21 protein-coding genes and 2 pseudogenes are annotated in these 22,310 nt (G+C 60.0%); 8 read left to right on the top strand and 15 right to left on the bottom strand.

The features are described 5' to 3' along the window. Positions 1-21 precede the first annotated feature (21 nt). From NKG96_RS17645 to NKG96_RS17605, 9 genes and pseudogenes are all read right to left on the bottom strand, one after another. Complete coding sequence (locus NKG96_RS17645) at positions 22-2,214, bottom strand: heavy metal translocating P-type ATPase (RefSeq protein ID WP_368409332.1); 2,193 nt, start codon at positions 2,212-2,214, stop codon at positions 22-24. Between the two features lie 145 nt (positions 2,215-2,359). Then, positions 2,360-2,461 (bottom strand): universal stress protein, encoded by a 102-nt coding sequence (locus NKG96_RS20945; protein ID WP_256558123.1) that lies wholly within the window; start codon positions 2,459-2,461, stop codon positions 2,360-2,362. 1,189 nt (positions 2,462-3,650) lie between these two features. Further along, entirely contained in the window at positions 3,651-3,872 is a 222-nt protein-coding gene (locus NKG96_RS17635; RefSeq protein ID WP_254538447.1) for a hypothetical protein, read from the bottom strand. A 356-nt stretch (positions 3,873-4,228) separates the two neighbouring features. Then, complete coding sequence (locus tag NKG96_RS17630; protein ID WP_254538446.1) at positions 4,229-4,624, bottom strand: PIN domain-containing protein; 396 nt, start codon at positions 4,622-4,624, stop codon at positions 4,229-4,231. Then, the gene (locus NKG96_RS17625) at positions 4,621-4,851 is read right to left on the bottom strand and encodes an antitoxin VapB family protein (RefSeq protein ID WP_254538444.1); all 231 of its coding nucleotides are present in this window, start codon (positions 4,849-4,851) and stop codon (positions 4,621-4,623) included. The genes NKG96_RS17630 and NKG96_RS17625 overlap by 4 nt, the downstream gene beginning before the upstream one ends. A 1,076-nt stretch (positions 4,852-5,927) precedes the next feature. Beyond that, positions 5,928-6,857 (bottom strand): annotated as a pseudogene (locus NKG96_RS17620) (transcription initiation factor IIB). A 529-nt stretch (positions 6,858-7,386) separates the two neighbouring features. Further along, positions 7,387-7,845: a type VII toxin-antitoxin system HepT family RNase toxin gene (gene hepT / locus NKG96_RS17615; protein WP_254538442.1), complete on the bottom strand. Its 459-nt coding sequence runs from the start codon at positions 7,843-7,845 to the stop codon at positions 7,387-7,389. Beyond that, entirely contained in the window at positions 7,842-8,330 is a 489-nt protein-coding gene (gene mntA, locus NKG96_RS17610) for a type VII toxin-antitoxin system MntA family adenylyltransferase antitoxin (protein WP_254538441.1), read from the bottom strand. Before mntA ends, hepT begins: the two co-directional genes overlap by 4 nt. Before the next feature lie 378 nt (positions 8,331-8,708). Then, positions 8,709-9,215, bottom strand: a complete 507-nt coding sequence (locus NKG96_RS17605) for a helix-turn-helix domain-containing protein (RefSeq protein ID WP_254538440.1) — start codon at positions 9,213-9,215, stop codon at positions 8,709-8,711. A 143-nt stretch (positions 9,216-9,358) separates the two neighbouring features. Here NKG96_RS17605 and NKG96_RS17600 point away from each other — a divergent pair, with 143 nt between their 5' ends. The 5 genes and pseudogenes from NKG96_RS17600 to NKG96_RS17580 all read left to right on the top strand — a co-directional run. After that, positions 9,359-10,168: a nucleotidyltransferase domain-containing protein gene (locus tag NKG96_RS17600; RefSeq protein ID WP_254538438.1), complete on the top strand. Its 810-nt coding sequence runs from the start codon at positions 9,359-9,361 to the stop codon at positions 10,166-10,168. Next, on the top strand, positions 10,161-10,685 hold the full coding sequence (locus NKG96_RS17595) for a DUF8154 family protein (protein ID WP_254538437.1): 525 nt from the start codon (positions 10,161-10,163) through the stop codon (positions 10,683-10,685). Before NKG96_RS17600 ends, NKG96_RS17595 begins: the two co-directional genes overlap by 8 nt. Positions 10,686-11,041: 356 nt before the next feature. Beyond that, complete coding sequence (locus tag NKG96_RS17590) at positions 11,042-11,434, top strand: ArsR/SmtB family transcription factor (protein WP_254538436.1); 393 nt, start codon at positions 11,042-11,044, stop codon at positions 11,432-11,434. Between the two features lie 128 nt (positions 11,435-11,562). Then, positions 11,563-12,486, top strand: coding sequence for an ArsR family transcriptional regulator (locus NKG96_RS17585; protein ID WP_254538435.1), 924 nt, complete (start codon positions 11,563-11,565; stop codon positions 12,484-12,486). Continuing rightward, a pseudogene (locus NKG96_RS17580) lies at positions 12,483-12,795 on the top strand (hypothetical protein); the annotation flags it as partial. The gene NKG96_RS17585 and the pseudogene NKG96_RS17580, both read left to right, overlap by 4 nt. A 137-nt stretch (positions 12,796-12,932) precedes the next feature. Here NKG96_RS17580 and NKG96_RS17575 read toward each other — a convergent pair. Continuing rightward, positions 12,933-14,330, bottom strand: coding sequence for an FAD-binding oxidoreductase (locus NKG96_RS17575; RefSeq protein WP_254538573.1), 1,398 nt, complete (start codon positions 14,328-14,330; stop codon positions 12,933-12,935). Positions 14,331-14,589: 259 nt separating this feature from the next. Here NKG96_RS17575 and NKG96_RS17570 point away from each other — a divergent pair, with 259 nt between their 5' ends. Continuing rightward, positions 14,590-15,975: an FAD-binding oxidoreductase gene (locus NKG96_RS17570; RefSeq protein WP_254538433.1), complete on the top strand. Its 1,386-nt coding sequence runs from the start codon at positions 14,590-14,592 to the stop codon at positions 15,973-15,975. Positions 15,976-16,160: 185 nt separating this feature from the next. Here NKG96_RS17570 and NKG96_RS17565 read toward each other — a convergent pair whose 3' ends face one another. The 4 genes from NKG96_RS17565 to NKG96_RS17550 form a co-directional block, all read right to left on the bottom strand. Then, complete coding sequence (locus tag NKG96_RS17565) at positions 16,161-16,484, bottom strand: hypothetical protein (RefSeq protein WP_254538432.1); 324 nt, start codon at positions 16,482-16,484, stop codon at positions 16,161-16,163. Between the two features lie 196 nt (positions 16,485-16,680). Then, positions 16,681-17,499: a TrmB family transcriptional regulator gene (locus tag NKG96_RS17560; protein ID WP_254538572.1), complete on the bottom strand. Its 819-nt coding sequence runs from the start codon at positions 17,497-17,499 to the stop codon at positions 16,681-16,683. Positions 17,500-17,769: 270 nt separating this feature from the next. Continuing rightward, on the bottom strand, positions 17,770-18,099 hold the full coding sequence (locus NKG96_RS17555; protein WP_254538431.1) for a DUF7344 domain-containing protein: 330 nt from the start codon (positions 18,097-18,099) through the stop codon (positions 17,770-17,772). Positions 18,100-18,260: 161 nt separating this feature from the next. Continuing rightward, the gene (locus NKG96_RS17550) at positions 18,261-18,782 is read right to left on the bottom strand and encodes an Lrp/AsnC family transcriptional regulator (protein WP_254538429.1); all 522 of its coding nucleotides are present in this window, start codon (positions 18,780-18,782) and stop codon (positions 18,261-18,263) included. Positions 18,783-19,094: 312 nt separating this feature from the next. On the opposite strand from NKG96_RS17550, the gene NKG96_RS17545 reads away from it, so the two are divergent. Then, entirely contained in the window at positions 19,095-20,903 is a 1,809-nt protein-coding gene (locus NKG96_RS17545; protein ID WP_254538570.1) for an SLC13 family permease, read from the top strand. Between the two features lie 101 nt (positions 20,904-21,004). Here NKG96_RS17545 and NKG96_RS17540 read toward each other — a convergent pair whose 3' ends face one another. Continuing rightward, a complete protein-coding gene (locus tag NKG96_RS17540; protein ID WP_254538428.1) occupies positions 21,005-21,376 on the bottom strand; it encodes a hypothetical protein in 372 nt (123 codons plus the stop codon). A 234-nt stretch (positions 21,377-21,610) separates the two neighbouring features. Here NKG96_RS17540 and NKG96_RS17535 point away from each other — a divergent pair, with 234 nt between their 5' ends. Then, positions 21,611-22,039 (top strand): DUF7539 family protein, encoded by a 429-nt coding sequence (locus tag NKG96_RS17535; protein WP_254538427.1) that lies wholly within the window; start codon positions 21,611-21,613, stop codon positions 22,037-22,039. Positions 22,040-22,310 lie beyond the last annotated feature (271 nt).

Raw genomic sequence — 22,310 nt, 5'->3', positions numbered from 1 at the left:
ACGGTCGAGATCCACCGTGCGTCATCGATAGCCGAGCAGTCGGAGTCCGTTCAAGGAGACCAGCACGGTCGACCCCTCGTGCCCGACCACGGCGAGAGGGAGCGCGAGCCCCTGGAAGAGGATGGTGCCAACCATGAGGGCAATCGCTCCAAAGGCGATTGCGAGGTTGGTCACGAGGGTCCGGCGCGTCTGGCGCCCCAGCTCGAGGACGTACGGAATCTTGCTCAGGTCATCCCCCATTAGGACGACGTCAGCCGTCTCGAGTGCCACGTCGGTACCGGCACCACCCATCGCGATACCGAGCGAGGCGGTCGCGAGCGCAGGGGCGTCGTTGACGCCATCGCCGACCATCGCCACGGTATCGTGGCGTTCGACCAGCGCCTCTAAGCTGGCCACCTTCTCCTCGGGGAGTAGCTCTGCCCGTACTTCGTCGATATCCACTTTGTCGGCGATGCGACGTGCGACGCGCTCGTTGTCCCCCGTCAGCATGACGATGTGTTCGATGCCGAGCGCCCGGAGGTCGGAAATCATGTCGGCGGCCCCCGGACGGAGGGTGTCTGTGAACGCGAGCCACCCGACGACGCGGGTCGCATTGTCGGACTCGAGTGCGACGATTACAGCCGTCTTTCCCTCACTTTCGAGCGCTTCGAGTTTCTCGAGGCCGACTTCCTGCCCCTCGACGGGTGTGTCGGCCAATACCGTCTGGAAGTAGCTCCGGTTGCCGATGTGGACCGTCCTGCCATCGACGGTCGCCCGCACCCCTTTCCCGGCAGTCGCCTGAAACCCTCGCGCCTCGGGGAAGTCGAGCGAACGGTTCTCGACTTCCGTGACGATGGCTCGAGCGAGGTGGTGTTCGGAACGGTCCTGGACCGCCGCGGCCCGGACGAGTAACTCTGTCTCCGAGAGTCGCTGCCCGTCGGGGATATCGTCGCGCACGACCACGTCCGTCAACCGCGTGTTGCCCTCGGTGAGTGTCCCCGTCTTGTCGAATGCGACGGCGTCGACCGTCGCCGCCGTCTCGACGTGTTCGCCACCCTTGAATAACACCCCCTGTCGTCCGCCCGAAGCGATCGCCGAGAGCACTGCCGCCGGCGTCGAGATGATGACCGCACATGGTGACGCGGCGACCATCAGCGTCATCGCACGGTAGAACGTGCTCGTGAACTCGCCACCCAGGAGTAATGGGACTATTATCGCCGCGCCGGTGAGTCCGAACACGCCCAGTACGTAGGGCTGTTCGAGACGGTCGATGAGTCGCTGCGTGGGTGCTTTCTCGCTCTGGGCACTCTCGACCATATGGATAAGACGGGTGATAGCCGATTCGTGGGCTTGACGGGTCACCGAGACCTCGAGGCTCCCGCTTTCGTTGATCGTCCCACCGAACACCTCGTCGCGTGGCTCTTTCGGCACTGGGACGGACTCTCCGGTGAGCGACGCTTGGTCGACTGTGCTCTCACCCGACTCGACGGTGCCGTCGAGCGGGATGCGGTCACCAGGACGGACCACGAAGACGTCGCCGACGGCCACATCGTCGATCGGTACTGTGACCTCCTCACCACCACGGAGGACGTCCGCGGTGTCTGGTCGCATGTTCACCAGCGATTTGATCGCCCGGCGTGAGCGCCCGATTGCGTAGTGCTGGAGGGTATTCGACAGGGAGAACAGGAAGAGGAGCATCGCCCCCTCGAACGGTGCGCCGATCGACAGTGCACCGAGTGCGGCGACGATCATCAGCAGGTCGATGTCGACGGCACGGTGCCGAAGCGTCTCGACGCCCCCTTTGAGCCCATACCAGCCGCCGAAGACGTACGCTGCACTGTACCCGACCCACCCTAGGGCGGCCGGGCCACCGAACCAGCCCACGCTCAGACCGATTATCATCCCTACGAAGGTGATGACAACGAACAATGCCTCGGTGCGCAGTTCCGAGGTCGTAGTCTCGTCGGCCTCCTCACTCAGTCCACCGGCATCTGCCTCGTCCCGGAGCGAGACCCTATGGTCGCGGATGACTCGTTTGAGGTCGGCCTCCGAGGTGACGCTGCTGTCGTACGTGATGCGTGCGGTCCCTGCACGAAACGAGACTTCAGCGTCGTGGACGCCTGGCATATCGGAGAGTCGCCGTTCGAGTGATAGCGCCCCCGATTCACTCCGCCCACCGTGCCTGCCGATTTGTATCGTATAGCTCGAGAGTGTGGCTGGTCCTGTACTCGTCACGTATTGTCGCCCTCGTTCGTGACGTCACGCCCCGATATGAACAAGTCCTGCGAACTGCTCCCGGGCGTCAGCAACAACTGCTCCCTACATCTTCTGAGGACCACCCCCTCCGTAGGAACCACAGAGACACCCCGGCGAGAGGCACTCATCGAACGATTGTCACCAGAATCCTCGAACGTCGTATTACTGTCTCTGCGACGCTCCCCAGCATCGCACGGTCCAGCTCGCCACGACTGTGGCTTCCGATGACGATGTAACCGATGTCGTCCTTCAGGCATCGGCACTGAGCTTAGCTGGTGAATGACATGACAGTACCGGTCGTCAGAGTCGTACCATAGTCGTTCACAGTCGACCTCCGTCCCGCGAGTGAGACGTCGCAGGTCACTCTCGGTACGTGAGAACGGCGGAGGTCCTATCTCCCCGTATCGACAACCATCTAGTAGGTGAGGCGAACCCTGAATCTCGTTCGAGCAGTCATCGGTGGCGTGGAGATACTGCTGATAGGGCTTGCGCTGACTACTATTGCAACCGCGGGGGTTCACAGTGCGGATACACTCACAGATCCGGTCGCGACCATCGGCCACGTCTGTGACAACTGGGGAGTCGATAACGACTGGGGGGGCATCAGCACGACGACAACTGGGTGAATCACGCTCACCACGTCGGGCACGCGCCTCATGCGCCCCACGGGCCACTCGGCCACGATTCCTCCCACGACCCGGTCCACACACAGGACCGAACGGGTACCGGTAGCTGATTCACTGCTGAGCGACCGAACTGATACATCGGCGGCACAAGTCTAACGGGTGCGTCACCGCGAATCGGCATGAAAGAACGTGTCGTCTGCGAGCGATTGTCAACGCTACACCCTGGCTACTCTCTCACCTTAACCAACAGAACTTGGTCTTTTCAGGCTACAACGGGACAATCGATCCAGACACTACTGACGACAGGTAACAGTAGCTTCAGCAGCAGTATCGGTGTCGCATTCCCGGCAAAAAGACCAATCGGAACTGCATCCCGCTCCTGTTGGTTAATCTGACCGGTGACGTCCGTGCTGTGTCGATACGTCGCTTACCACTCTCGGACGTGGAAATGAGTTGATCTCCATCAGGCCAGTGGCAATTCGACACCACGGCGTGGTCGGGGCGGCATGTCCGTCTGCACTATCGGTTCAGACGCGGCGAAAAACGGGTGGAATCGACAGACAACATCGCCGTTGACAGCCCTGCACTGAGGATTCCGATAGTTCTGATTGTCGGTCTATTGGCCGATCAGTGCCCTATCGGCCTGCGTGGTCACGAGCGTGACCGCCAGATCCTCTCCCGTTCGATATCGGAACCGGAACGCCCGTTGCTTGACGCGGATTCATCGTCGTCGGTGGGAACGAGCCTAGGAGGTCGGTCGACCTCGATTAGTTGGGCACAGCCACGCTGTCACCACGACTGGGAGGTCATATGGTCGGTCAGGACGGTATTGGCTGAGTCGTGGCTGGCGGCGGGATAGCACGCGGTACGGCGCCCGTCGTCGACGACCCAGTAGGTCTCGTCGGTCGTTTCGACAGCGATGACGAGTGCGCTGCCCTCGCTCGTCGTCAGTTGCTCAGCGATGCGCGTCGATTCGATCGTCGTAGCTGTCTCGCGTTCGACGAGCCTCACCGCATGCTCTCGGATATCCCCACCATCCATGTAGGTGAGTCACAGTGTCTGACGGATACCTTTTGGGATGGCGCTACGGCCAGCAGAGCGCTCGTTGTTCGGGGTGAGGAACAGCTGATTTTCGACCTGGTAGAGATCGCCTTTCAGGCGGAGCTATTCGATGGGTCTCCTGTAATGGCAGTTGAGCCACCGAGCGGGCCGCTTACACTCGGATGTACCTCATCGACGGACCGGCTGCGATACGGGACGTCCCGTTGTGGACGCCCCATCCGGTGATGCTTCAACCCGTCTACGGTCCTGCTGAAATATAGGACAGGGCCCGCTACAAGCCGGTTCCACAGAAGTACGCTTGATCGTCAGTACGTCTCGACATCGACACCCAGTTGCTTGAAGTGGTCGACGTTGTCCGTCAGCACTGGTTCACCAACGACGACCGAGACGGCCGCTATCATCGGGTCGATCGGGTCGATGCCACTCTCTCCACCGTCCGTACGGTCGGCCTTCGCGAGAAGTTCGCCCGAGAGTCGCGCGAGTTCGCGTGTCTGCGTGACGACCGGGTACATCGCCATCGCGTTGTCGAACTTCCGGCGCTCCGCGTTGGTTCCCTCCATCTCGACCCCGTAGGCGAGTTCCGCGACCACCGGCGCGGGGACCCGCTGGACGGCACCCGCCGCTACGAGTTCACTCCCCTTCTGAAACGCGGCGTCCTGCCCCCGAAACAGGTCGATGAGAAACGAGGTATCGAGAATCACGAAAACCGCTCGCGAACGTCCGCTTTCGACTCGATGCCTCGCTCGCGTTTGCGCTCGACGCGCTCTTTGATCCTCTCGGCGGTCTCCTCCGAGAGGATGCCCGCCACATCCTCTGGCCGTGGACCGCCCGTCAACCGCCGTAGCGTCTCTTCCATCGTCTCGCCCTCACGATTGTGCGCTTTCAGATACGCGTGGTAGTCATCCGAAACGCGAATCGTCTTACTCATACTGTGTATTCCGATATACGGCGACAAGAATCCTCCGCCGTCACGCCGAAGCGCGCGTTTCACTGTTATCGTCGAGTTCTCCCGTGTCGAGTTCGCCGTCGAGATACTGCTCACCATCATTGGTAATTAGCTTTCACTCGTCTACGGTCCTGCTGTAACGTAGTCTGTTCACGTAGTTCCGTCGACCCCCCCGGGAGTAACCCAGAGTCGAGGGTCGACAAAAGCCCTTGTCAGCCTGCCCCTGAAACAGTCTACAGACAGCCTGAACAAGGAACTCGTACAGAGACACTGTAGGGGTTGAAGCCCCGCAGGCGGCTCACCGCGTCGGCGTCAAGAAGAGCTGTCCCTCGACCTCGTAGAGATAGCCACGAAGGCGAAGTCGCTCGATCGTGTCCCGCGCATCGATTACATCGAAATCACCGTCGGTGAGTACCGTTGTCGCTTCCTCACGAGTCAACCCGTCGTGCTCTTCGAGCGGCTCGCTGAGGTGCTCGAGGGCCTCCGTAGCAGTTGGACCAAGTGGCGTCGGCGGATTGCGAGACATATCGGCGCAGGGTACCGGTGCTAACGACTAGCCCCTCATAACACCTTGTCAGATGCGACGACAGTTTCCTGCTCGCGGCACTAAATAGCAGGCACTCGCAACGGGCATCGTCTCGTCTTCGAGTCCCATCGTGAGAGGACACGCCACCACGATCACGGAAGCGAGAATGAGCTCACCCCTGCGTCGAGTCCGTGGCCGTTGGACACCACGACTCGGTCAGGGTGGCGTGTCGATACGCACGCCTCCAGCAGAGACGGTCGAAAACGGGGATGGAATGGACAGACGAATCGGCCGCTGACAGCCCCGCACGACGTGACTCGGGCGACGCCGTCTGTAGTTCTGTTGGCCGTCGATTAACCCCCTGTTGCCTGGCAAGCTGGTGTCTGTAGACGACTCGCTTCACCGATTGAAAAATCTCAATTCCGTCGTAGTTCGTGTCGTTGGTTCGTCTTTGATGACGCCGTCCCGGCTTCATGAATATTCGCTTCCAGCTACCCCTCAGACTGGAAAGACTGCGACCGCGCTCCGCGGGTCAGTGCGCCACATCCTGGAGTGTCTTCCAGTGAGTTCGCACCGTGACCGCCGTGACGTTCGCTGCTTCGGCGACCGTCGCCTGCGTCACCTCTCGTTCGTGGTCACGAAGCGCGTCGTAGAGACAGGCCGCGGCGACGCCGGACGGACTGACGCCTGTCACTGCACCCGCCGAATCCACCTGTTCTGCGAGACTTCGCGCTCGATGTCGCACGTCGTTCGCGACGTTGAGTGCTGACGCCAGTCGGGGAACGAACGAACTCGGGGTCATGGGCTTCGCGGGGAGGCCGAGTTCTCGGTTGAGTACTTTGTAGGCGCTGCGGACGCTCGTCTCGTCGACTCGCGCTGGAACGACAACGTCGTCAAGCGTTCGCGAACAGCCGTTGCACCGACAGGCACCGTAGACACTTGCGGCGGCCATCGCTTCGATCGGCCGACCGGGGAACAGCCCGTCCGACTGCGCGCTCCGGAACAGCTGACACGCCTGGTCGCGAATCGTCTCGGCGAGGCCGAGTGCCCCGGCGATGCGTCGGACCTCGCCCAGCCCGTGCGCGAGGTTCCGCTCGGCGGTCGACCGGAACTTCCCACGCCGGTGCTCACGTCGCAGTCACCCTAGCTGTCGTCGTTTCCGTCCCGAGAGGTCACTGCCGATCACATCCACGTTCCGCCCGATCTCGGTCGACAGGCCTCGGTCGTGGCGTGCTGACGTGAGCGGTGCACCCGTTCGCTCGCATTCGCCCTCGTCGTACGCCCGCCACTCCGGCCCGTGGTCGATCAGCTGCTCGTCGATGATTAGCCCACAATCCTCGCAGGCAGTCTCGACGCTGTTCGTTCGGACAACGCCATCGCACTCTGGGCAGAACGGCGTCGTGTTGGTTTTAGTCGGTACATCCTCATCGAACGTGCACATGTAGATGTCTCTCGTCGCCATTGGTCGAATCGAGGCGAGCCAGTATGACTTGCGCCGCACCCTTCGGGGGCGAACAAACGCAACCATACAGTAGCCGCGTCGGTATGATCTGTTCCTCATCTCTGTAGCTACTCGCATTTCACCCCAACAGTAATCAGACGGCGGATTCTCAAGATGAGTGAAATAATATCTAACACGATACTCCCTGATGGCTTCTTTAAGAACCTGACTGACCGACAGAAGGTGATGCTGACGGTGCTTGTTCGAGATGGCGACTGGGTCCGAGGGACGGAACTCCGTCAACAGATGCGTGACGACCACTCCTGGCGGACTCAGGACGGGCGAAATCGTCCCGGTCGTTCCCCGAGCCCACAAGTAGCGAGTGAAACGAGGCACGCAGCGTGGGTCTCGGGATACCGGACGGTCGAGGGCTTTCAATGTCCGGGAAACAGTGAACAGTCAGCAGCTCCTGTTCGTCACGTCAGCACCGGATCGTATGCCCCAGGTGTCGACAGTCAGCTCTACGAGCTACCATTCTCACTCCACGAACTCAGTCGTCGAGTGCGCCGATTGAATCGAGATGATCCCGAACCGCCTGCACGAAGGCTCGGTAGCGCTCGAGGTCCTGGAGGGCGTTGTAGACGACGTCGTGGTCGATGATGCTCCCGTAGGTATGGGACAACATGTTCCGGAACCGAGCGCCCTGCGCCATCTCCTCGGCCAGTGCCCCCGAGAGAACACCCAACTCACCGAGCGTGCGCATCGACGCTGGATTACTGGCTGGTGGCTGGCCGCGCTCGTGTTTGACGAGTTCCTCGGCGATATCGATGCTAGCTTCGGTCATCTTCACGAAGCGGTGCTCGACGATATCGCGCGTATCCGAATCGGTCTTGTAGTCCGCCCGACTGACACGCTGCTTGCGAGCGAGGACTCCAAGGCTCTCCTCGATGGTTTCGACAGCGGTCAGAATTCGGTTGAGGCGATCCGCCGGCAGTCCCTCGCCCGTCATCCGTCGTTCTCTGCCTCCCCTGCGGCTGGCACTCCAGCATCACGGTCGCCGAGATGGTCATCGATCCGTTCGAGAGCCGCGTCGAGCCGGTCGCGTGGTGACTGCTGGTCGTCCGCGGACGCCGTGAGCTGGCGGCGACGCTCGGCGGCGTGCTCCGCTGTACCGACGAGTAGGACGCCGTTCTCGAAGATTGCTGCTGCGAGTGCTGGCGAGACCGCATGGAGGTCGACGAGATCGACGTCATTCGTCTCGAGTGTGTCACTGAGGTCGGCGCTCAACCCGAGAAAGACGTCGTTGTAGTCCGGGTCGGAGGGCCGGTGGTCGTCGAACTCGACTGCGAGATCGATATCGCTCGTGGCGTGGGTTGTCTCGGCGGCGTGGGAACCGAAGAGCACCGCGAGTCGGACCGGATGCTCCCGAAGGACAGCCTGGAGGGCGTCGAGATCGAGGGAGGCATCGAGCGTGGTCGACTCGGCGGTTCGCATTACTCGAAACCACGTCCTCGGGTCATATAAATCGCAGGTGGAACTCGGGTGATCGTTGCGGTGTTCGTCCTCGTCGACGGCGTGAGGCGTCCACTCGGCGGGAGCGTCCGCACCGAAACGCTCGTTCGCTGACTGTGTGCTTTCTCGAAACTCTATTACTGGGGTGGATGTTGGCTCATGATCCCTGCGATCGCGCCTCAGTAGCGAACGGTGACCAGCGGGAACCGTGAGCAAGCGAAGGGCGGCACGCGGCGTTCCTCGTCGGTCTCGGCCGCCTACCGCTCGTAGAGTCGACGGACCGCCTCGTCGACCTCGGTCGAGGAACTAGTGCTGGATGTCATTGACCAGGTGTGCAGTCGTGGTCGCCGTGCGTGGGTGTCAGTACTCCTCGAGTGCGGTCTTCTCGGCACCGATGAACGCCGTCACGGCGTCGATGAGGTCCGCACCGAGCCCAGTCAGTTCGTAATACGAGTACAACCCGTCTCGGTCGGGGACCGACTGACGACGGTTGGCCACGAGCCCGGCGTCGACCAACCGATCGAGGTGGTAGTGCAACCCGTTTTCACTCCGACAGAGGCGCTCGCCGAGTTCCTTCGCGCTCAACCGACCGTCCTGCTGGAGGGCGTACAGCACGGCGAACCGGGGGCGTGCGGCCACCTCCTCGAACAACTCCAGATGTGCATCGAGGTCGAGGAGCGCGGGCTCGCCGAAGAGGTCGGCCGTGAGGGAGTCAATCGCGTCCCCATCGTCGGCACCCGACGCCGATGCGGATGAGCCGTCGGCCATACGTGCGGCAACGAACCCCGAGCACATGAGGTTACCGAGCCTTAACCTCATCGCAGTCTCGCGTCTCGGTATGCTCGGCCCAACCGACTGCTCCCTCATGGTCAAGTACGAGGGACGACCGATGTGAGAGGTGCTATTATCTTGACCTCTGGCCTGTCTCGAACATGAGTCGTCGTATCCGGGCTCAGCCTCCCGACCAACTAAATATAAAGTATAAATAGTTTGGTGTGCTGCAATGCCGTATGCAGAATCACAGTTCAACAGAAGCCCCAGGTGACCCCCCCGACTCGGATCGGGGAATGTCGATCGAACTCGCGCTTCCTGTTCGAGATGCCGACCTGTTCAAGCATGGTGCCACGACATATATCCTCAACTTCCTCAGCGACAATCCCAGTATCAACGTCTCACTTCGACAACTCTCGAAGGTCGTTCCCCTCAGCGAGCGGGCGACCCGCGAAGCTGTCGACGTCCTTGAGGCGAATGAGCTTGTCGAGACGTTTCACAAGGGCAATGCGCGGCGGGTCCACATCAACAGAAATCGACTCGACAACCCGGACGACCCGATCCGTAGCATCCCACAAACGAACTTCCAGACGCCCGTGCGCGTCGCGTACCACTATCTGGAAGACGAACTCGACGATGTCCTGGGTATCATCCTGTTCGGAAGCGTTGCCCGGGGGGAGGCCGATCGCCAGTCGGACATCGACCTCTGGGTCCTCGTCGGTGGCGATCATATGCAGCAACGACACGAGGCGAACAAACTCGCCAAACGCCTCGAGAGACTCCAGATTCCGCCAACCATTGCGGTCGCAGACGCAGTGAACACCGATTTCGAAAGCGGCTGGGCCGACCTGAAAGAGACCCTCGAAGCGGATGGCCAGGACCGGGCCTCTGCACACCGGTATTCGTTCGAGATCCTCGTCGAGACGCCCCAATCGATCATCAATCAACTAGAGCGCGTCGACACGGAGCGGCTGTTCGGGACGGGAATCACCCTGCTGTCCTCAGAGACGCTTGACCGCGTCAAGCAGGAGGTTCTCGATCATGAGTGACCCAACGCACTTGCTCGAGGAGATTTCGGCAGCCGAAGACGCGTTTGGCCACGCACATGGGCAACCGACGTTCGAGCCCACACTGAACCCCGGTCCCGATGCCAGCGACGGGGAGGTCCAAATCCAGAAAGCCTGCCGGTTGATCGAGCTGACGAACAGAATCGATGCACTGGGCGAGTACTACGGGGCGATTCTCGAACACTCGTTCATCGTCATCGAGCACACGCTTCAGGGATACTTGCTAGCGATGACTGGGACTGACGCGAGGGAGTTACGGGATCATACATCACCCTACGAGTTCGCGAAGGGACAGGTTCCGCTGGAAGACAGCACGATCGAGTCGCTCAAAACCCTGTACGATGCACGCCGGACGGAACACTACTACGGGACGACTGTTACGACGAAGGAACAGGCTCGTGCGATGCAGCGAGTCGCCACAACGGTTCACGAGCACATCGTCACGTTCGATCCACAACTCGAAGGGTTCTGTCAGTGTTCGTCGATCGACGGCGCGTAACGCCTCTTGGTCGGGGGCGTCCGATTATATCGTCGTTTTGATGATGGGGACTCGGTGAAGGCATCCGATTGGATACGCTGCTGTGGAGGGTCTGAAAACCCTGCTCGGTACGAATGACCGACTATTCGGGACACCCCCTACAGTGCGGCGTGTTGGACTGTCACAAGACGGGAGGAAGCGAACAGGACAGGGAGGCTGTCCCTCGAGTTGTGGGGGGTTGCCACGTTATTCGCGTCGCGCGCGATCCCGGACGAGCAACCAGAGCTGACGGACGAGAGCATCGCGGTCGTCATACGGGGAGATGCAAGCTGTTGAGTCAGCAAGCGCTTATGCGCCTGCTTGTGTAAGTACTGTGTATGTCCGAAACCGATCGTTCCTCCCCCGACGCAGACGATCTGGCAGGACTCTTGCCGGAACACAGTCTCCTCTCTCTCGAAGCCTATCTGGACATGCAGCGAGCGATCGGGAACGAGACTCGCTTTCGGATTCTTCACGTCCTGACCGAACAGGGGGCCCACAGTGCAGAGGAACTCGAAGAGGGACTGGACCTCCCGTCGAACACGCTCCACTACCATCTCGACACGCTCATCGACGTTGGGCTCGTCGAGAATCGAAAGCGGAAACAGCCCGACACTGACGGCCTCTATTCGTACTATCAGGCCACCTCACTCGGTGATGGGATACTCGACCACGGCGTCCGAGAACTGATGCGCGAGGAGTGGGACCTCCTCGACGCCGATAGCGACTAGCCGGCGCGTCTGTCCCGTCCGTGAACGGCCGAGGGCTTTCACCCTGTACGTTCCCATCTCGACTGACTCAGTCGAGTGTTGCAAAATACCGAACTGATTCATATATTGGTTCGCTAGTATGCAACAGTATGCTCACAGAAGGCGAGGTTCGCGCCCTTACTACCCTCCACGGTGAGCAGACGGTCTCTGACCTTTCGACGAATCTCGATCGGAGTCTCAGCTACACCTCAGAACTCATCGAACGCCTCGAAACGGCTGGCCTCGTCGAGACACGCCGAGAAGGGAAAACAAAGCAGATTCGACTGTCGGACGCAAAGGCTCTCGAGTTACTCACGGACCTCACGCAGCAGTATTCACACATCGACTGGCCGGAGCTGATGTCGGGATCAGCCCTCCGCGTGTGCTACTACCTCGATACTCCACGGACCGTGACCGAACTCGCACGCCGCGCCGACGTCCACAGAAGTACCGTCCACCGCGCGCTTGCCCCGCTTCAGCACCGTGGAATCATCTATCAGACTGACGACGGGGCGTACGCACTGAATGATGGCTTCGAACCGCTGAGCGTATTCGCTCGTGAGCTTGCCCATCACGCCCACCGCCAGACTGTCGAAGAACAGACCATCACCTACACGATTCTCTGGGAATCTCTCGACGAGTTCCTTGTCCAAGCGCCGACTGAAATCGCTGACGAACACTTCAGTCCGACAGGGCCAGACCAATTCCAGCGATACGGCCTCCCGCTGTTGGCACGTGACCGCAGACACTACCTCTACTCGGAGACGACGAGTGAGCTCTCCCCGGAGATGTTGTGCTGCCACATGCTCGTGATCGATTCGGGCGCACGAACGCAGTCATACTGCCTGCTCTTGCTCAGTCACGTCGACATCAACAGCGACGAACTCCGAGCCCAAGCCGTCACATACGGCGTTGACGACGTCGTCGACGACCTCTGCACGTATCTCGACACCAGCGGTGCCCAACGGACGTCTCGCCTTCCCGAGTGGGAGGACTTCCAGAAACTGGCTGAAGAGTACGAGGTGACGCCATGAGGGCGCGATTCGATAGCTCATACATTCGCTCAGAACTCGAGCGCATCGGTCAGCAGCTGGACAACCCACTCAACGTCTTCTTGATTGGCGGTGGATCGATGGCGTTTCGCGGACTCAAAGAGACGACCAAAGACATCGACCTCATCGTCTCCTCCGGCGACGATCTGAGTCAGCTACAAGCGGTGCTCCTCGAATCGGGATACGATATCGTCCAGGAACCGGACGAAGAGTACGAAGCACTCGGTGCCCAGCATCCTCGAGAACGACGATGGGTATCGCATCGACATCTTCAACCAGACTCTGTTAGGAACTTCGTGACCGACTCGGAGCATGCATTCAGCAAAGAGTCGCTATTTATTTCCCCGTTTCGTCTCTGAAACGGCTGTTAGCACGAGAGAGTGAGTTCAGCAGAAGGGACGATCAGGGTAACCTGTCCGGCGATCGAATCAGGCCGTCGGCGCGACGTTCTGGTTCAGGTGGAACAGGTTGTCTGGGTCGTACTTCCGCTTTAGCTCTACGAGCCGGTCGTAGTTTTCCCGATAGGCGGCGCGCTCCTCGCCCACTTCCTCGGGGATGAAATTGACGTAGACGCCGCCGGTGGCGTGTGGCGCCATTGCGTCGTAGCACGCACGGGCCCAGGCGACGCACTCGGCGTCTTGTGCCGGGTCGGTCCAGCGCGTGTGGAGGTTCATGAGGAACTCCGCGTCCCGGTGGGGGTACGCCGTTGCGTCCACGGGCACGTCGTTGATCGCACCGCCGAGCTGGGCGATGGCGATCTCGCTCTCCGATGTGGGCAGCGACTTGCCGTACTCGACGAAGGTGTCGATCATCCCGTCGGTGAACTCCATGAAGTTGTGGGACTTCCAGTAGTTCCGCGCCCCGGGGGTGAGCAAGCCATCGAACCCCTGCTGCCAACCGGCGTACGGGTGGGGGCCGATCGCGTCGGCGATGGGGTCGCCGATCTCCCGTAGCGGCTGCAGGACTGTCTCGCCGTCGGTTAGAGCGCCGTCGTAGTAGACCGCGATGACGAGTACCTTCTCACCGTGCCACTCCTCCGGGATGAACGGGAGCGGTGGCGCGTGCCTGATGACCATCCAGGCGGTCACCTCGTCAGGGGCCTCGGCGACGAACTCGCGGTAGGCCTTCATCACCTCGGCCGTGTGCTCGAACGGGTGGACGAGCAGCCCCGAGAGCACCTCGGGACCGACCTCGTGGAGGTCGAACTCGAAGGACGTGACGACGCCGAAGTTGCCACCACCGCCGCGGAGCCCCCAGAAGAGGTCGGAGTTCTCGCCCTCGCTGGCGTGGACGAGCCGACCATCGGCCGTGACTACGTCCGCTCCTCGGAGGTTGTCGGCGGTGAGGCCGTACTTGCGGGAGAGCCAGCCGAAGCCCCCGCCGAGCGTCAGCCCGGAGATGCCCGTCGTCGAATTGTATCCGACGGGCGTGGCGAGGCCGAACGCCTGCGCCTCGTGGTCGAACTCTGCGAGTATGACGCCCGGTTCAACTCGCGCCGTCTTCGCCTCTGGATCGATACGGACGGACTTCATGGGCGAGAGGTCAATCACGAGCCCATCGTCAACGATGGCGGCTCCGGCGATGTTGTGGCCCGCCCCCTTCACAGCGACGGGCATGCCTTGTTCGCGAGCGAAGTTCACTGCTGCGATGACGTCGGCGACACCCGCACACTGGGCGATGAGCGCGGGTCGTCGGTCGATCATGGCGTTCCAGATTGTCCGGGCTTCGTCGTACTCCGCGGTCTCTGGAGTGAGAAGTTCACCGCGGAACCCCGACTCAAGGTCTGATACTGCACTGTCGTCTAACGGGGTAGCGTGAATCGCCAAGATAATTTCTCCGAGGTTTTGTACGCGGTGTGAGTATAAGTAGTTCTGTAAGATTATTAAGTATATATTCCTCCCTCCATCTTGATTCCAGGTGGAAATCTCCCCCGGGTCATGGGAGATATGCGCTCTGTATCTCGCAGTGCCACAACGAACTACCGGGGAGCTGTCAGTAGGAACGTGCAAGATGTAGAGTATGTATTCAACAGACCTTGTGCTACGGTAACGGCTAACTCGATTCGTGTGGTAGAGGGAGTGACACATGGTGACCGTTAACGACCTCAGAGGAACGCTTCGGGGCACCCTGATCCAGCCCCACGACGAGGGTTACCACGAGGCCCGTGCGGTCTGGAACGGAACAATCGACCGCCATCCTGCGGTCATCACCAAGTGTGCAGGCACCGCGGATGTAATCGCGGCTGTGAACTTCGCACGGGAACACGACCTCGAAATCGCGGTCCGCGGCGGCGGCCACAATGTTGCCGGCACCGCCGTCTGCGACGACGGGATCGTCATTGACCTCTCAGCGATGCGGGCCGTGTGGGTCGACCCGCGCACGCGGACCGCCCGGGTACAGGGCGGTGCCCTGTGGAGTGACGTCGACCACGAGACCCAGGCCCACGGCCTGGCGACCACGGGCGGCATCGTCAGCCACACCGGCGTCGCTGGACTCACACTCGGCGGTGGGATTGGCTGGCTGATGCGCAAGCACGGCCTCACCGCCGACAACTTGCTCTCCGCCGACGTGGTGACCGCCGATGGTGAGTTCATCCGAGCCTCGGAAGACGAGCACTCCGACTTGTTCTGGGCGTTGCGCGGTGGGGGTGGCAACTTCGGAATCGTGACCTCCTTCGAGTTCGCCCTCCACCCTGTCGGTCCCACTGTACTCGCCGGCCCCGTGTTCTGGGCGGCGGACGACACCGCCGACGTGCTACGCTTCTATCGCAACTTCGCGCGGGATGCTCCCGACGAGCTTGGCACCGTCATCAGGTTCGGGACTATCCCTCCCCTCCCAGCCGTCCCCGAGGAGCTTCACTGGCGACCCGCCGTGGCCATCAACGCCTGCTACGCCGGCCCGGTCGACGAGGGTGAACGCGTCCTCCGACCGCTGAGCGAACACGGCACACCGCTTCTCGACCTGGTCTCCCCCAAGCCCTATTTGGCACACCAAGGCGGACTCGACAGCACCGTCCTCCATGGATGGCACTACTACTGGAAGTCGACCGATCTGCCGGAACTGTCCGACGACCTGATCGACGTGTTCGTCGACCACGCCTTCGCCGCGGAGTCGCCTCGCTCGTACTCGGTGCTCTTCCATCTCGGCGGAGCGGTGAGCCGCGTCGATGATGACGCCACCGCCTACACCGGTCGGGGCTCGCCTCACAACATCAACATCAACGGTGTCTGGCGTCCCGACGAGGAGGAGAAGTACGTCGAGTCGGAAACAGCGTGGACCCGTCGGTTCTTCGACGCGCTCGAACCCCATCGAGAGGGAGTCTACGTGAATTTCCTCGACGCCGATGACGGCACCCAACGAGTCCGCGAATCCTACGGTGAGGACACCTACCGGCGTCTCACCGAGATCAAGACCGAATACGATCCCGAGAACGTGTTCCACCTCAACCAGAACATCGAGCCGACCGTCTGAGAAGTTTTCCTCCGACATTCCTTCGAAGTACCGGTCGATCCGACAAAGCTTGATGAATACGCGCCCTGCATGCAGCACGCTCGCTGAAACCTACTCAGATGCTGTCATGAGCGGCGTGCGAGATTCAGAGCGTGCATGCAGCATGCTGGGAACTGGGGGACAGGCATACCTAACGGTGCTGTGGGTCAGCCTAGGCTATACCAGGCGTACCACTTTGCGTATGTCTCCGCTCGCTTTGACGCGCCGAACCGGACGACTGGGATGCGTTCTTTTACCCAGAGTGGCACCATCGTGTCCGCAATGACGAGGCAAATTAGCGCCAAAAGTATTTGGAGGCCGTAAATCAGAGAACCGATGCTGGGAATCGTCGCCGAGACCAGGTTCAGGGCCTGGAGCGGAATGCCCGCGAGCATCAAAATCCCGATTGCCTTCCCGAATCCGACGGTCGCTTCCTTTATCTGCTCGCTTTTTGTTTCAGGGGGTGCCCGAGGCATTCGGTGTTCAGACATAATCTTGAGAGTAGTATTCCCAGATATAAGAATTTCGATGTATAGTACCTGATAGAGGAAGTCACTCCGACGTCCACAGATTCAGGGAATCTCACATAACAGGTCTCACATCTGTATTAGTGGGGCAGATTCGTTCAGTATAGTGCCTGTAGTCATCACTCTGTTCGCGCAGTCTAGCCCGAGAACCGCTGACTTGCTACCTCACCGGGTTCGCCACGGGGAGCAGACCCGAGGAGATTATCCGGCGAAGGAGGACGACGACACCGTTATCCAGGCCGTTAGCGAAGACCGCCTGCTCGTGTGATTCATCGGGATCGGCGTCCGGGTAGAAGGAACTGACCAGCAACGTCGTGCGGTCGACCAACAGCAGCCGGCTGATGGCAATCTCGTCGTCGCTCGCCGGCCCCAGGAGCCAGTCCAGTTCGGTTTCGAACACCTTCACGGATGGTATCTCGGTATCGAGCTTGGCGATGATCGCGTCCGTTTCGCCACCGATGATCACGTCGACACCGCGGTCGACTGCGTCGTTGAGCCACTCGTACAACGCCTCCGTCAGGAGTTCCTCCTCGACGACCAGCAGGACGATCTCCGATTCGGCGTCCGCCAGCAGATTGTGTGTCCGGGCCTCGATGCCATCGTGGCCGGACAGCGTCCATACCTCCTGCATTCGGTCGCTGTCGTCGATCTCCGGTTGGAGATCGAGCGCTTCGAGGTGTGACTGAAGGGTGTCGATCCGCGTGTCGTACTGCTGACGCAAGATCGCGGTTGCTTCCTCAATGCTGACCCCGCGAAACTGCTGGGGGCTCGAGTGCTGTACTTCGACCAGCCCCTTTGACTCCAGCACTCGGACGGCGTCGTAAACCCGGGTCCGAGGGACCTCGGAGATCTCGCTGATTTCCTTGGCGGTCCCCGTCGAGAGTTGGGTCAACGCCAGGAAACTCCGCGCCTCGTACTCCTTCAGCCCGAGGTCCTGCAGCAGACTTACCGTCTCGGCTTTACGTTGCTCAGCCGTCATTGTGTTGTCAGTCATGGCCGAGTGGTTGAGAGGGCTAATTCACGCTTGGACGGGATTTGGGTGACTGACTCTCCACACTTTGAGCAGGCGTCCATCACTTTGCTGATGTACGTCCTCTCGCAGACAGAGCACGAAAACAGGGCCGTGGTGACTTCGTCCTCGGAGTCGTTGCGAGTGGGCAGTGTCTCGGCCTGTGTGCGCCCACTGAGTCGGGAGAGCCACGTGTGAAGCCGGCTCATGGGTTACGGCCCTCCCGCGGGCAGTACGTCTTCATGGTCGGCCACCAACCGGAATAACGACGCGTTCTCGTCCGAAGCTGGGTCCTCGCCGAATCGTGCGGGAGTCCGTATCCCACGCGATATAGCCTGCCTCAGAGAATTTGGGCAGATGAACGCGATACAGGGCTGTGCGCATCTTGGTGAGGGTGGCGTCGTCGACGGCGTCCGGGTCGCTGTCGGTGTGCCAGGCAGCAACCCGAGTGGCGAGGCGGTCGAGGGAGACTGGAGTCTCCTGCTCGTCGAGGTAGTACAGGACGTACCGACGAACGGGATTTGCCAATATGCTGAAAGTATTGGTTACCGCCTCGGTTGACTGGGCCATAGAGTGGCAAGGACGAGCTAACGAATAAGCCCTTTTACTCATATAATTGTTACATTTGGAAACTCCAACTAAAAATGGTTGTCGATGGAAATATTCAAATCATGATGTGAGCTCGGGACCTATGCGCGCGGATAGATTTGAAAATTTCAAGCGATCCTCGATTATCCTTGATTGGTGACAGACCCGTCGTCGCTGTCGTCGTCCTGGCGCGCGTCGGGGGCCGGCCGTGGATAGAAGTGGTCCCATGACTGGATCCGCGTCTCGGAGATGATCTCAGAACTGTTGATCGTCAAGCCCAAGTCCGCTATTTCGTTGCGGATCTCTTCGATCTCCCCGACCGTGTCGGCGACGACCTCGACGTGGACATTCCGTTCGCCCCCGAGCAAATCGCGGGTAGTCACCACACCGCGAACGTCGAGGATCTGTTCGGCCAGCGAGTCCAGCTTGATCGGATTGACCGTGCAGACGAACATGACGTGGAGGGGGTAGCCCGCTTGCTCGTAGTTGATCTCGGGGTGATAGCCCCGGATCACGCCCCCGTCTTCGAGTTTGTCGAGGCGATTTCGGACCGTCGTGGAGGTCACATCCACCTTCTTGGCGATCTCCGTATCAGTCTGGCGGGCGTTGAGTTGGAGTTGGTGCAGGATGCTCCGGTCCACGTCGTCGATTTGAATGCCGTCCATACCGTGTCCTTGGACGGGGCGAGTGAAAAGTCCGCACGGGCCCATCACTATTATAGATTGAATCAGTCTCTCGTATCGAGAGGTACCCGCCCATATTCATAACGACCCGATCAACGATATCTCGCTGGAGGGTATCATTCCCTATTGAGCGGTCGGGAACGCACTCTCGAACACATCATACCTGGAACGTTCTGCCGAGCAGCCGGTGTCGATACCAGTTCTTTTCTCCTGTGCTCATCTCTGTTCTGTATGTCCTTCTCTGCAGTACCTCTGACAGTTCAGGGTGTGGCTGCGACTCCGGTGACGGATGATATGCTCGTCGTTTTCGCACTTATTGTTCTCGCGCTCGTGTTGTTCTCGACCGAATGGCTTCCAATCGACGTCACCGCAATCCTCGTGATGGTGTTGCTGATGATCTTCGAACCGTGGACACAGATTACCCCGCGGGAGGGGATTTCTGGATTCGCTAGCCCTGCGACTATCACCGTGCTGGCGATGCTCATCCTGAGCACTGGCATCAACCGAACCGGAATCGTCCAGTTACTCGGTCGGCGGATGGCGGCGTTTGCCGGATCAAACCGTCGAAAGCAGCTTGCGGCGACTATCGGGATCACCGGGCCGGTCTCGGGAGTCATCAACAATACACCGGTCGTCGCCATCTTGGTTCCGGTCATCACCGATCTCGCACACAACGGCAAGACATCACCGTCGAAGCTCCTCATCCCGCTGTCGTTTGCCTCGATGCTCGGGGGGACGCTGACGCTCATCGGAACGTCGACGAACATTCTCGCGAGCGACATCGCAGCCCAACTCGGCGCAGAGCTTCCCGGTCTCGGGTTACACGCGTTTGGGATGTTCGAGTTCACCAAACTCGGTGCAATCGTGTTCGTCGTCGGGGCGACATATCTCATGACTGTTGGTGTTCGGTTGCTCCCCGAGCGGATTCCAGCAGAAGAGGACCTCGTCCAGGAGTACGAGCTTCAAGAATTCCTTGCAGACGTCGTCGTGCCGACGAATTCGTCGTTGATCGGGCAGACTGTCGGTGAGGCACTCGGAGACGATACACTCGATATCGACGTGTTACAACTGATTCGCTACGGCGAGCGGTTCGATGAACCGCTCGCACGTAAGGAGATTCACGAAAACGATACGCTCCGCCTGCGGACGAATCGAGAGACCCTCGAACGCATCATGGACGCGGAAGGACTCATACTGTCCGGGGGTCCCCGAACTGAAGACGACCTTCACCCGGGGGAGGAAGAGCCCGTCCTCGTCGAAGTCGTCATTCCATCTGGATCCTTTCTCATCGGAGAAACGCTCGAGAGTTCGACGTTCCGACAGCGCTACAACGCGAACGTCCTCGCGTTTCGAACCCGTGGAAATGTGATCCGCGACCGATTTGAGGACATTCACATTCGGGTCGGTGACACGCTCCTCGTGCAGGCACCGCCCGATAGCCTCACGCGTCTCGTCCAGAACGAGGACTTCATCGTCGCCCACGAATTCGACGACGTCGAGTACCGGACGGAAAAGATTCCGTTTGCAGTCGGCATCATCGCCGGAGTCGTCGCGCTGCCGGCACTGAACGTCCTTCCCATCGTCGTCTCGGCGTTAGCAGGTGTGGTGGCGATGGTCCTCACCGGTGTCCTCAAACCGAACGAACTGTACACGGCCGTGGAATGGAACGTGATCTTCCTGCTCGCGGGGGTCATTCCGCTCGGCATCGCTCTCCAGCAGACGGGGGCCGCTGCCCTTCTGGGAGACGCTGTCGCATCGACGGCGACATTCCTGCCGGCGATCGGCGTCCTCTGGGTGTTCTATCTCGCGACCGGACTGCTGACGAGCGTCATTAGCAACAACGCGAGTGTCGTGTTGATGATCCCAGTGGCTGCCAGTGCAGCCCAGTCGATCGGTGCGAACGCCTTTGCGTTCGTCCTTGCGGTGACGTTCGCGGCTTCGACCGCGTTCATGACGCCAGTCGGCTATCAGACGAATCTCTTCGTCTATGGGCCTGGTGGCTACCGGTTCTCGGACTTTCTCCGGGTCGGAGCGCCGTTGCAGTTGCTCCTGTCGGTTGTCACGACCCTCGGAATCGCGTTCTTCTGGGGCGTCCGTGTCTGATTTCTGTGTTCTCTCTCCCCTGAACATCGACGCAAAGATACCGAGATCCTTGTGTTTCACGAAGCTGTTGCAGAGAACGCGCCATGGCCGAGTGAATCGATTCACTCGTTTTCGAAGTGTGGGTCCGTCATTTTCACCGTATAGACGCGTTCTCTGGGGATGTACGTGTACTCATCATCGCCGTGGTGGATCTGCCAGTGGTCCTCTCGATAGTTCAGCTTCTCATCGTCGATCACTTCCGAAACGGTGTCGTCCACGCCTTGATAGACAATCGTCGCCATGAACGACAGTAGGCGGGCTACGTCGATGAACTCATTGGATGAGATGGCGACTGACCGACACTGATCGACGGGCCACGTGTTGTCTCCCAGTGGGTCGGTATATTTACCGAAATCGATGTCAGCGACGACAATAAAATAGAGACTCGGTCCGGTTACATAGGGTTCGTCCCACCGGCTGAAGGGGAGACTCAAACTCTCTGCGATATATCTGAGGATGTCGATAGCTTCTAGGATTGTGGCATACTCCGCTTGACCGCCGTTGGGTTCTAAGATTACTCTCTCACCGACATACTCGATTTACATGGAGGGTCCGTTTGAATACTCTGCCCGTGATAGAGACTACTAAAGTACACCATCACCACAGACACACCTACCATCCGTAAACGTTGTACAAACGTTCATTCGCCTTGCACCCCTTCTAGAACCATGGCCGAGTTCTCAGACGAACGACAGCTCGTACTACGGGCACGCTCTCAATTGGACCAGTGGACGAGAAGTGCTCGGATGGAAGCGTACACTGAACTGTTCGAAGGTGACGACCCCATCCTCTCCCCCAAAGAGGTACAGCTGCTCGATGCGCTCGACTCCGAACTGGAGCGAGAGGGCGGCGATGGTGTCTGGGGAACCGATCAGTACGGCATTCACACGGCGGGGACCTCGAGTTCGGATACCTCACTCGGCGTCGTTTGTGTGTTCCACCCCCAGATCACCAAAGACTCCGTCCTTCGTGGGGCAGACGAACTCGATGACGAGGCCGAAGAGCGACTCAACGCAGCACTCTGGCGATATAGTGAACGGGTTGCGACACTCATCGAAGACGCACTCGACGAGTTCATCAGTCAAACACAGAGCTGACGATTCGTCTCGTCCCTTTTGCCAGACCGCTTTCGGTATGCAACTACCGTCTGGTTCGTTCGTGTTCCGGTGCGAGATTTAAGAATACGTCTTCCTCGGCTCCACACTCCGGACAGGCGTGCACAAAGTGGAGACCGTCCTCATCGCGCTTTTCGATCCGCCACTCCGACTGGGAACGGGCTTCGTTTCCACACGTTGGACAGCGTTTGGGATGGTCCTGGAGGTATGTACTCATGAAATCGATGAACGACTTCGTTCCATGATGGTGTGC

It is taken from the genome of Halomarina litorea, assembly GCF_024227715.1.
Classification (GTDB): Archaea; Halobacteriota; Halobacteria; order Halobacteriales; family Haloarculaceae; genus Halomarina; species Halomarina litorea.
Note: the sequence above shows the minus strand (reverse complement) of the source record. Positions and strands in the feature narration are given on the sequence as shown.